The organism is Bdellovibrio sp. MYbb2, from assembly GCF_056175685.1.
The window spans coordinates 611,303-622,942 of the sequence record NZ_JBJKJI010000002.1; the positions used below are offsets into that span (position 1 = coordinate 611,303).

Below are 11,640 nucleotides of genomic sequence, written 5' to 3' on the forward strand. Positions count from 1 at the left end.
GGCAGAATACCGGCAAAAATCTGGAACACGAAAATCAGCAGTTCCCGGAACGTCTCAACCCGCAACACCCCGGAAAAAGAAAAACCCCGTTGAGGTCATCAACGGGGTCTTTGGCATTCGTTTTGTTATCTTCGGACTATTTGATGTCCTGGATGGAAACAGAAACCATCGTGGAAACACCGCGCTCTTGCATCGTCACGCCGTACAACTTGCCCGCCACTTCCATGGTATGCTTGTTGTGGGTAACAACGATGATCTGAGAACGTTTGGCCATTTCACGAACCAGGTCGTTGAAACGGAATACGTTGGCGTCATCAAGTGGAGCGTCAACCTCATCCAGCAAACACCATGGAGATGGTTTCACCAGGAAGATCGAGAACACCAGCGCAACCGCAGTCAAAGCTTTCTCACCACCGGACATCAAAGACACGTTCTGAGTCTTTTTGCCTGGAGGGCGCGCGATGATCTCGATACCCGCTTCGTTCTTTTCAGTTTCTTCAACAAGTTCCAACCAAGCTTCACCGCCACCGAACAATACCGGGAATACGCGGGTGAAACGGTCGTTAACCAGCTCGAAGGTTTCTTTGAAACGCTTGGAGCAGATTTTGTTGATACGCTCGATAACCTTGCGCAACTGATCTTTGGCCTCGGTCAGGTCCGCGTGCTGTTTGGTCAGGAATTCGTAACGTTGAGCAGTCTCTTCGTACTCTTCGATCGCAGACAGGTTCACTTCACCGATCTTCGCCAGCTTCTCACGCAGGTCTTTCAGTTGAGCATCCGCTTCCAGGAAGTCGCCTTCGCGGTTCACGTATTTCTCAACAACATCAGGCAGGTTCAGCATGTAGCGCTCGCGCACCTGATCAATCAGGTACTGCTCTTTCATCTTCGCCTGCTCCAGTTTCAACTGGGAGTCGTTCATTTTGTGCTGTCGTTCATTGCGTGCACGCTGAGAAGACGTAGCTTCTTCTTCGATCGCACGGATGGATTCAGACATCACTTCGTATTCGTCTTTCGCGCGAGCGGCCTGAAGTTTCAGGGTCTCGACTTCGTCCAAAAGACGTTCAAATTCGATTTTCTTTTCTTCCAGAGTCACCTGAGTGTCGGTCATCTGGGAATTGTACCCTTCAGCCTCTTCACTCATGCGGGTCAACTGAGCTTCCAGATCCGTCAGGGATTTGGTCACCATTTCAAGCTGTCTCAAAACGCCAGTGTATTCCTGGGTCTTGGAAGCGGACTTCACCTGAAGATCCGTCACTTCCGCCTGAAGACCGTCAAAGCCCAGACGAACAGAGTTCATTTCAGAATTCAAAGTCTCAACTTCAGTCTCAAGCAGAACTTTTCTTTCGCGAGCCTCGATCAGAGCCTCGTTCAATTCCTCAAGCTTCTGCTCTTGAGCTTCCAGTTGTTCTGTCAGTTTTTTGACTTCGCGTTCCTGGCGCTCGACTGCCGCCAAAGCGTTCTGAACTTCGTTTTCAGCGCGTTCGGTGTCTTTTCTCAATTCGGCAACTTTGATCTCCTGATCGATCTTGCGTTTTTGCGCGCCTTCGAAATCATTCAATACGTTGGCCAACTGCTCTTCGGTCTTTTTCAGAGCCATCTGAGCCAGTTGCAGTTTTCCTGCGAATTCGTCTTTTCTCTCGGACAATTCCTTGATTTCACGACGACGCTTCAGCATGCCGGAATCAGCAGACTCGGAAGAGCCCCCTGTCAAAACGCCGTCAGCAGTCAGGGTGTCACCGTCAAGAGTCACGAATGTCCAGCCTTCATAACTTGGGCGCAGGTTCAAAGCGGTGCGGATGGAATCCACGATCGCCACGCCATCAAGCATGTAAGACACAGTGTTTTTGAATTTATCAGCAGCCTGAACCACGTCTTTCAGGATGGCTTGAACACCTTCCTGGCCCATTGGGGCTTCAGCGCGGTTGAAAGACAGACCCTGACCGTCAGCAGCCATGAAGCTGGAACGACCGGATTTGTTTTCTTTCAGGTGGGAAACAGCGTCCACGGCGATATTGGAGTCAGAAGACAACAACATCTGCAAACGGGAACCCAAAGCCGCTTCCATCGCCACTTCGTATTCAGCAGGAACTTCAACAACCTCAGAAACCGGCTGGAAGTGAGACACAACAGAACCATCCGCCATCATTTCCTGAGTGCGGGTTTTCTGCCATAGCATGACCTGCTTCACACCTTCCTGGAAACCTTCAAAGTTATTTTGCAGGTTTTCCAGACCGTAAAGGCGGGACGCAACTTCATTCAAAGAATCCTTGAAGGAATCCACTTCGGCTTTTTTAGTCGCCACGGAATCCTGAAGGATCTTTTTGTTGGCTTCGAAAGAGTCCACATCGCTGGCAAGATCCAGCTGCATCTGACGCTCTTTATCCAGCTCCGTGATCACTTTTTTACGGCGGTTTTCGAACTCAACCTGTTTTTCACGAAGTTCGTTCAACACCTGCTGTTCGTTGTCCTGACGGTCTGTCAGGTCCGCGATCTGAGAGGACAGGGAATTCACACGCGCATCCAAAGAGGATTCGGTCTGACCGACAGCGAACAGCTCACGACGTTTCGTCGTCAGGTCCTCGTCAACAGTGCCGATGCGGGAATTGAAGTTCTGGAAGATTTCATTTTTCTCGGTGAAGGATGCAGACAGAGTTTCGGACTCTTCTTTCAGCTCAGTCACCTGTTCATCCAACGCGGCCTTGTCGCGGGAAAGAAGCTCTTTACGGGCTTCCTGTTCCTGCAAAATAGTGCCGGTCATCTGTTCATTACGACGAGCCTGTTCGATCTCGAAGCGAAGCTCCTGGATCTCCATCTCTTTCTTTTGAACAGTGGATTGTTTTGTGAAGTATTCAGTCTGCTGTTCTTCAACCGCTTTTTCCTTTTCCAGGATCTGCAATTTCAGAACTTCCAGCTGGCCCTGCAAAGTGGAAAGGTTTGTTTCGCCTTCCACTTCCATGCTTTGCGCTTCATTGAAGATCGCCTGAGCTTCATCCGCAGCACGTTTCAATTCAACGTACTGAGCGGTGGACAGCCACAGATCCAGATCTTCGATCTGATTTTTGATGTTGCGATAGCGTTCTGCACGCTGAGCCTGTCTTTGCAAGGAATCGATCTGGCGTTTCAATTCGCCGATAATGTCCTGCAAACGCACCAGGTTTTGATCGGTCGCCACCAGTTTGCGCTGGGATTCTTTTTTACGGGCTTTGAACTTGGTGATACCGGCAGCTTCTTCGATAAGCATGCGGCGGTCTTCAGGTTTCGCAGTGATGATCTTACCGATCATACCCTGAGCGATGATGGAGAAACCTTTGGAACCGGCACCAGTGTCCATGAAGATCTCCTGCAGGTCTTTCAAACGTGCAGGTTCTTTATTGATGAAGTACTCACCTTCACCGTTTCGGTGCAAACGGCGGGTCACCATGATTTCAGAATGTTTAATATATTTTGCCGGGAATGGACCACCGTCATTTTCAAGTGTCAGGGACACTTCACACATGCCCAGCGGAGCATAACCTTCAGCTCCACCGAAGATGACGTCAGTCATCTGGGATGCACGCAGATCCTTGGCGGACTGGTCACCCATAACCCACATCAAGGCATCCACGATGTTGGATTTACCGCAACCATTGGGTCCGACGATACCAGTGATACCGGCATCAAAATGGATGACGGTGCGGTCTTTGAACGATTTAAAACCAATTAGTTCAATCTTCTTAATTCTCAAGGTATATCCCCTCTTGAGTACTTCCCCTCAAACACAAGCCCTTGGTCTAGCTAGACCAAAGACCATTAGAATTTCGCGAGTGTTGGGAAGCATGTCAACCATAGGCTCTTAAAAGAAGGCCTAACGCTGAAAACTTAAGCAGACTTGCAACCGATTTACTTGCTGCATCATGAAATGCTGCCTAGTTATTTTGCATGGCGCCAAATGCAAAACGGCGCACCGGGTAACCGGGGCGCCGTGGATTGTCGGAATTAAGAAGGAATTTTTCCGCGGGATCTTACAAACACTGTACGGATTGGCCGTACTGGTTTTGCATGATCACACCAGAACAGTTGTGAGTCACACCGCAGTTGTACTGTTGACCACCGTAGTAGTACACGCCGGAGCAAGTCTGGGAAGTCGTCGCACCACCTGTGTTACCCATGCAGTATGTGTAGTTCACCGGGATGTATTGTGTACCGCTGACTTGGTAGCGCTGGTTGCCGCTCATCACGTATTGTCCAGTTGTACCACTGTTCGTGCAGTAGGATTGCGCCACTTGCTGACCTGTGGACTTGATCGTGCACACGCCGGCAGAGTTGTAAGCGTAAGTCGAATTCGTAGAGCAGTACGTCTGGTTCACCTGAACCGCCTGCCCGTTTACATTCTGATAACAGATGTTGTTGGCACCCCAGTAATAGATATTGCTGGTACCGCTGTTATTGTCATCCTTGCTACAGTTCGCCAAACCTACAGTCATGGCAGTCAGTACAAGAGCTTTCAGGATCGTCAGAACATAGTTTTTGAATTTCATAAAATTTGTTTCCTTCTCTATGCTGTTCCTTAAAGCAATTCATCGGCCAAAAACCCTTGGCACGCGTTTCACCAACGAATTTCGAACACTTACAGCAATCAGGAAGGATCATGGAATAAGTTCACACTGTCTTTAGGTTAGACAGTGACGACAATTGGCTTTCTGAAAAGCGTCTCTACAAAACTATCACGTACCACAATGAAACAAAGCACTTAGCACTGCACAGTGTTTACACAATCTGGCAGTGCCTTCTCTATATATAATATCAAGCTTCCGGAGTCGGCCGCGACAGCTTGCGCGAGATCAGACGGCAGGCGACCTCCATTGGATCCAACCAGGAGGCCGGACGATCACTTAACAAGGACACCACCTCTTTACGCCCAAACACCCGGGCCAGATCCAGGGCCGTCATGCCATGAGGGTTTTTATCCTCCAGCCGGGCTCCGTTACTTAACAACAGCTCCGCCAGCCGCGTGTGACCTTTAAAGCAAACCCCCATCAAAACCGAGTTCCCCATATCATCGGTGGAATTCACATCCGCCCCGCGTTCGATCAGAAACTCGGCGGCGTCCTCCTGATTGTTATACGCAGCCAGCATCAACAGCGTGTGCCCTTTGAAATTACGAATTTCCAAACCTCCGCCAAAATCCAGGTACTGCTTCAAGGCCTCGCAATTGCCGTTACGAGCCTCTTCAAAAATCAGTGGTTCCACCACCATTGTCTTTTTATATTCTTCCCAGGTCGCCATACATCCCCCGCCCTAATGATGGGCACTGCCACTTTCATATTTGTCTGAATAAACCTTTACACCCATGCGCTCGGCCAAGCCGCCACCGTAAACAGGATCGCACCTCATAAAGACCTCGATCTGACGGCGTACGATTTCTTCAGGCACATTTCCGCCCTTCATGTGTTCGGCGATATTATCCAGCAGCTGCCTTTTTTTATCGGCGTCCATCAACCGGAACAAATCCCCTGCCTGACGGTAATCATCATTGCCCTGATGATGATCAAACCGGTCCATGGTGGCATCATCCAGCTTCAATGGCGGTTCCCGGTACTGTTCCTGCTGAGCAGGTCCCCCGAAAGAGTTCGGTTCATAATAGGCATGATTGTATTCAGGAACATCCAGCCGCATGGCCCCGTCCAGATGATAGTGGTTCACTTCCACTTTGGGTTTGTTCACAGGAAGCATTTCGTAGTGAGTGCCGATGCGATAGCGATGGGCATCAGCATACGCAAAAGTGCGCGACTGCAGCATCTTGTCCGGCGACCAGGAAACACCCGGCACCATGTTGTTCGGGTTGAAAGCCGCCTGCTCTATTTCAGCAAAATAGTTTGTCGGATTGCGGTTGAGCTCCATGGTGCCCACCTCAATCATCGGGAACTCTCCGTGCGGCCACACTTTGGTAAGATCAAAGGGATTGTACCAGGTTTTCTTGGCCTGCTCTTCGCTCATGATCTGCACGTACATGCGCCATTTCGGAAAGCTTTTTTCTTCGATCGAATTGTACAGATCCTCCTGATGGCTTTCGCGCGTGCGCCCCACAAGCTCTGCCCCTTCATCATTGGTCAGATTTTTGATCCCTTGCTGGGTTTTGAAGTGGAACTTCACCCAGTGACGGTCCCCCTTGCTATTGATCAGGGAATAGGTGTGCGAACCAAATCCGTGCATGTGCCGATATGACGCCGGTAAACCACGGTCAGAGAATAGAATTGTCACCTGGTGGCAGGACTCGGGACTTAGTGACCAGAAGTCCCACATTGCCGTGGGGCTTCGTAAGTTGGTGCGCGGATCGCGTTTTTGTGTGTGAATGAAGTCGGGAAATTTATAAGGATCACGCACGAAAAAAACCGGCGTGTTGTTGCCGACCAAATCAAAGTTGCCCTCTTCGGTGTAAAACTTCAGCGCAAATCCCCGCACGTCGCGTTCAGCATCTGCAGCGCCCCTTTCGCCGGCAACCGTTGAAAAACGAATCAGCAGATCTGTTTTTGTTCCCGGCTGAAGGAACTTTGCGCGGGTGTATTTGGAAATATCTCCGGTGATCGTCAGCGTGCCAAAAGCGCCGGAGCCCTTGGCATGGACTGTTCTTTCCGGCACCCGCTCGCGGTTTTGGTGCGCGAGCTTTTCACTCAGCGCCACATCCTGAAGTACCAACGGCCCACGAGGCCCCACCGTCAACGAATTCTGATTGTCTGAAACCGGCGCACCAGCACTGGTGGTCAAACCCTTCTTTGATTGAGCCATATCATGCATCCTTTCTTGAATTTTGAACGACCCCTTAAGCATAAGGACAAAGAATATTCCGCCGTGAGTTGTATTTTTCAGCTGTGTCAGACGAAATCTGCGGGTCCTCCCTGGCTGTGGAAATACAAATATCCTGCCTGCATCAAGGGGGTAAGATGACGAAATGAATACACAAGCTCAGCCTCTGACCCTGGCGTTTTCTATTACCGCACTGGTGCTTTACATACCGGCGAACCTGTTCCCATTTATGAGCATCGAACTTTATGGACGCAGAAACACAGCGACCATCTGGGATGGAATTGTCTCGCTGGCGAAAGCGGGTTCATGGCCCATCGCCATTATCGTGTTCCTGGCCAGTATTCTGATCCCGCTGCTGAAACTCATTATTCTTTTCTATCTGTCACTGGATTCCTCGGACCGTCAGCCCCGGCTGAAAGACAATCTGTACCGAATCGTGGAGGCTATCGGCCGCTGGTCCATGCTGGACATCTTCCTGCTGTCGATCATGATCGCAATTCTAAAACTTGGAAAATGGGCCACGGTGGAACCCAAACCCGGAGCGCTGTTATTTGCTCTGGTGGTGATATTTACAATGCTGGCTTCGGCTTACTTCGACCGCAGTGCTTTTAACGAAAAGGACCGTGATGGAAAAAGATCTGAAACAGAGGGCTAAAAAGATCGGTTCTCACTGGTATGTCTGGTTGTTCCCGGCTTTTGCCGTGGCGATTTCCGCCTGGCTGCTGGTACAGTACCTGACGTCGCTGGGGCCAGAGATCATCATTTCCTTTGATGAAGGCAGCAGCATTGAAGCGGAAAAAACGCGCCTGAGCTATCGCGGTGTGACCGTCGGCAAAGTCACAGAAGTGGCCCTGTCTGAAGACCAAAAGAAGGTTCTGGTCCACGCCCGCCTGGATAAAAGCGCAAAAAGCTTCGCCCAGGAAGGTGCCAAGTTCTGGATCGTCACCCCCAAAGTCAGCATCCAGGGCATCACCGGCCTTGAAACTTTAATCGGAGGCCCTTACATAGCGGCCCAGCCAGGAGAAGGCTCCGAGACGAAAGAGTTCGAAGGCAAACAGGAAAGCGCCACGCAGGATCCTTTGGAAGACACGGTCACTTACCGGCTTGAGACCAACAACGCCGAGTCCATCAACCCCGGAGATAACGTCAGCTTTCGTGGCATGAATGTCGGCACCGTCACGAAGGTGTCCTTAAGCAAGACCGCCCAATCCCTGTATGTGCAGATCAATCTGCAAAGCAAGTACGCCCGCCTGGTGCGCACCAACACCCAGTTCTGGCGCAAGGTCGGCGTGCAGGCCAAACTGGGTCTGTTCAAATCAGAACTAAAAATCAATTCACTGGAAACTCTGCTTCACGGCGGGATTGAGTTCTTCACACCCGACCCGCCTGGCGACATCGCCAAATACAATGCGCGGTTCCCTTTGCAGGGCTCAGCCCCGAAAGACTGGCAGAAGTGGAATCCTTCATTAGAAAAATAGAAACTCTTCAAAAATAGAACAAAAAATCTTTGCTCCGGCACCTATCTTGTTGATTACTATTTAAAAAAAATTCTCGATCAATGGTCCTGTAAAAAAACAAACAAACAAAATCTAGTTTTTAAAAAAGCATCGAAAAGTAGTTAACTCTCCACTTCAAAATCTGTAGCTTCTCAAAAAAACAAAGGAGTGTTTGTGAATAAGAAGTTATTTATCGTTGCTTTTATCGCCGTAGGACTATTGGGTTTCAGATACAATGACAATTTGCAGGCTATGGGCCTGAAATTTATTGCACCCACAGTTAATGACAAAGCAAACGTATACCAACCAGAAGCTGGCGAAATTGTATATGATGCTTCCGTTTCGAAATTCTTTGGGCAAGATCATGCCAGCAACTGGGTAGAACTTTCGGCCGGCGATTCAGTAATGCCCGCAGGCGTGATTCTTCCATTTGGCGGATCAACAGCACCAAATGGATACCTGTTTGCAAATGGTTCTGCCGTGAGCAGAACTGTCTATGCCGATTTATTTGCGGCCATTGGCACATCTTTCGGCGCAGGTGATGGATCAACTACCTTCAATCTTCCAGATCTAAGAGGACGATTTATGCGTGGTGTAGACTCTGGCTCTGGTAACGATCCAGATGCTTCTTCCCGTACCGCATCTAACACTGGCGGCAACACAGGCAATCAGGTTGGATCTGTTCAAGGTGATGCGCTCAAATCACACTCACACACAGTTAACCACTCCGATAGTGGCGGCTATGCAGGCCCTAACCTTCAAGGGCGCGGTGGCAGTAGTGGCACACATACCTCTAGCGCAACGGGAGGAAATGAAACTCGCCCGAAAAACATCTACGTAAATTATATTATCAAAATCTAAAGCAAAAGGGTCTAACAGTTATCCACGTTAGACCCTTTCTCTTGGAATCAAAATAGAAATGAACCTTAGAACGTTTTCGGTAGAGTGCGAACGATTCGCTCCATAATCAAAAAGCTAGTATAACAAGTAAAGTGAGTGCCATCATCCCAGTATTTTGGCCCCCCATCATCTTCGGGTACGCTGCCCATAAATTGAAGTACTCTTCCAGTCGCATTCTGCAAATCATCCATCCAGTCCTGATGGGCCTGAGCCAAAACTGAGAACTCTCTATTCATGTTCTCTGTAAACTCCGGATGGTATGGAACAAAAGCCACCACAAACTCCACGCCAATCTGGCTGGAAAGGTACTCTCGCATTAGATCTTTTTTCCAAATACTTTCTTGAGGTGCAAATACGCGACTAGTGTAATTATGATATAACAAATGAACCTGCTTCTTTAGCTCTTCCTCACTTCGTTTTCCAACAAATGACTTATCAAAGCATTTTTCGGGCAGGTCGCTTCCATATCCAAACTTTAACGACTCAACATCAAAGGACCCCTTACCCACTGTAACAGCTGCCTCGAAGTTGCTATGATCCAAGGATCTTAATAGCTTACTCTTCACACTCTTCCAGCTCCATTCACTTTCAGGAGAATAAATTTTCATTGCCTGCAGCTGGTCATCTTTATTGTCACCGAGAATCTCAAAATAATCGGCCTGCCAAATTACTAGTTTCAGAGGAATCAGCTTTTTTGCGAGCTCAATGAAAGCAATTTTTGCCTCAACGCCAGAACCCGAGACTGATAAGTTCAGCACTTTCTTTCCCAATTTTTTGGACAGCCAAACCGGCGCAAAACCCTGCCCTCTAGATGTGCCAACAATAATTACTTCTGCATCAGAGTGAGCCTTTAAGAGCTGCGCGACATCATAATAAGAATTTACAGTATGCCGTTGAAGATCTATATCAGCACAATTGTTACAATATGGATCTTTCCAGTTTGTATAAGCTACGATAAACATAGCCAGCAAAAGAGACACTGCGAAGAATGAAAATACCGCTTTCTTAATTGTCATTTTTATCCTTAAAACTGGAAATAAAGGAACGGAGACTGGGCGCCCATATACATTAAACATATCACGAACAACAGTGCCAAAATCCCCACTGTTTTATAAGAGGGCTTGAACTTCATTTCCCATGTGTTTTTAGCCCACACCGCACTAATTAAACCTACAAGACACAGAATATAAAATTTATCGCGGTACTTTACAGGCATCAACGTAATGTCAGTATCGAACCCGTCCTGCCACCAGAACACCTTGCTTATCCAGACCCACGCTTCGTGAACATTACTTGCTCTGAAGAATACCCAAGCAACTGCAACAAATATCAGGGTTAATAGCCATTTGACCCCCCCCAACTTCAATAGATCAAGATTCTTGTCTTTAAACCAGCGCTCAAAGGCAAGGGCCGATCCATGCATAACTCCCCAAACAACGAATGTCCAATTTGCTCCATGCCAAAGACCTCCAATGGCCATGGTCAACAACAAGTTGCGATAAGTCAGAACCGTTCCTTTTCGATTTCCTCCAAGAGAAATATACAAATAGTCGCGAAGCCATGAAGAAAGTGTGATATGCCATCTCTTCCAGAACTCCGTAATAGAACGTGCCTTATACGGAGAATTAAAGTTGGCAGGGAATTGAATATTCATCATCAACCCCAACCCAACTGCCATATCTGAGTATCCGCTAAAATCGAAGTAGAGTTGGACCGTATATCCTATCATCGCAAAGAATGCCTCAAGATTTGAAGCCACCCCGATATTTGCAATTATTGGATCAATAGCCTCGGCCACTCGATCAGCAATTAACATTTTCTTAGACAATCCAAAAACAAAGAAACAGATGCCTCTCCAAAAATTTTCAAAATTAAAAAAGTAGGTTTTAGATGCTTCTAGCTGTGGAACGATATAATCATGTCTCACTAATGGACCGGAGATCTGATGTGGAAAAAGAGTAACGTAGCTCGAAAACTCCAATAAAGATCCGTGCGAATGGGCTGTACGACGGTAAACATCAATGACATAAGACATAGACTGAAACGTATAAAAGGAAATTCCGATTGGAAGAACAATATCTAAGTGTGGAATTGCCTTTCCTAAGCTAAAATAGCTAAAAGCACCATTCAAAGAATCTGTAAAAAAGTTATAATACTTAAAGAAACCAAGTACTGATAAGTTGGCAAACACAGAAATTACAACGAGGCACTTACGTTTTGATATACTTTCAGTACGATATATCCAATGTGCCAGGTAAAAATCCAAGACCACCGTAAATAGCAGAAGAAATACATGTGTGTGACTCCAGTAAGCATAAAAAAAGACACTTACTGAGAATAGAAAAAATAGCTGGATTTTTTTACTTGAAATCAAATAGTAGCCAAGCAAAACAACCGGCAAAAATACAAAAATGAACTGAAACGAATTAAAGAGCATCTGAGTTACCTAAACAACAATTTA

At 47.7% G+C, this 11,640-nt stretch carries 9 protein-coding genes; 3 read left to right on the forward strand and 6 right to left on the reverse strand.

The features are described from left to right. Positions 1 to 136: 136 nt before the first annotated feature. From smc to AC04MQ_RS12840, 4 genes are all read right to left on the reverse strand, one after another. Positions 137 to 3,724: a chromosome segregation protein SMC gene (smc, locus tag AC04MQ_RS12825; RefSeq protein ID WP_475392245.1), complete on the reverse strand. Its 3,588-nt coding sequence runs from the start codon at positions 3,722 to 3,724 to the stop codon at positions 137 to 139. Positions 3,725 to 4,001: 277 nt separating this feature from the next. Continuing rightward, positions 4,002 to 4,517, reverse strand: a complete 516-nt coding sequence (locus AC04MQ_RS12830; RefSeq protein WP_475392246.1) for a hypothetical protein — start codon at positions 4,515 to 4,517, stop codon at positions 4,002 to 4,004. Positions 4,518 to 4,782: 265 nt separating this feature from the next. Next, positions 4,783 to 5,265: an ankyrin repeat domain-containing protein gene (locus AC04MQ_RS12835; RefSeq protein ID WP_417866687.1), complete on the reverse strand. Its 483-nt coding sequence runs from the start codon at positions 5,263 to 5,265 to the stop codon at positions 4,783 to 4,785. A 12-nt stretch (positions 5,266 to 5,277) separates the two neighbouring features. After that, positions 5,278 to 6,765, reverse strand: a complete 1,488-nt coding sequence (locus AC04MQ_RS12840; RefSeq protein ID WP_475392247.1) for a catalase — start codon at positions 6,763 to 6,765, stop codon at positions 5,278 to 5,280. A gap of 163 nt (positions 6,766 to 6,928) precedes the next feature. Between AC04MQ_RS12840 and AC04MQ_RS12845 the strand changes: the two genes are divergently transcribed. From AC04MQ_RS12845 to AC04MQ_RS12855, 3 genes are all read left to right on the forward strand, one after another. Next, entirely contained in the window at positions 6,929 to 7,438 is a 510-nt protein-coding gene (locus AC04MQ_RS12845; RefSeq protein ID WP_011163670.1) for a paraquat-inducible protein A, read from the forward strand. Further along, the gene (locus AC04MQ_RS12850) at positions 7,410 to 8,261 is read left to right on the forward strand and encodes an MlaD family protein (RefSeq protein ID WP_475392248.1); all 852 of its coding nucleotides are present in this window, start codon (positions 7,410 to 7,412) and stop codon (positions 8,259 to 8,261) included. The genes AC04MQ_RS12845 and AC04MQ_RS12850 overlap by 29 nt, the downstream gene beginning before the upstream one ends. A 192-nt stretch (positions 8,262 to 8,453) precedes the next feature. Beyond that, the gene (locus AC04MQ_RS12855; protein WP_475392249.1) at positions 8,454 to 9,140 is read left to right on the forward strand and encodes a phage tail protein; all 687 of its coding nucleotides are present in this window, start codon (positions 8,454 to 8,456) and stop codon (positions 9,138 to 9,140) included. A 65-nt stretch (positions 9,141 to 9,205) separates the two neighbouring features. Here the strand turns inward: AC04MQ_RS12855 and AC04MQ_RS12860 are convergent, their stop codons facing one another. Next, complete coding sequence (locus AC04MQ_RS12860; RefSeq protein ID WP_475392250.1) at positions 9,206 to 10,195, reverse strand: hypothetical protein; 990 nt, start codon at positions 10,193 to 10,195, stop codon at positions 9,206 to 9,208. An 8-nt stretch (positions 10,196 to 10,203) separates the two neighbouring features. Then, positions 10,204 to 11,616 carry an MBOAT family O-acyltransferase gene (locus tag AC04MQ_RS12865; protein WP_475392251.1) on the reverse strand — a complete coding sequence of 471 codons (1,413 nt, stop codon included), beginning with the start codon at positions 11,614 to 11,616 and terminating at the stop codon, positions 10,204 to 10,206. Positions 11,617 to 11,640 lie beyond the last annotated feature (24 nt).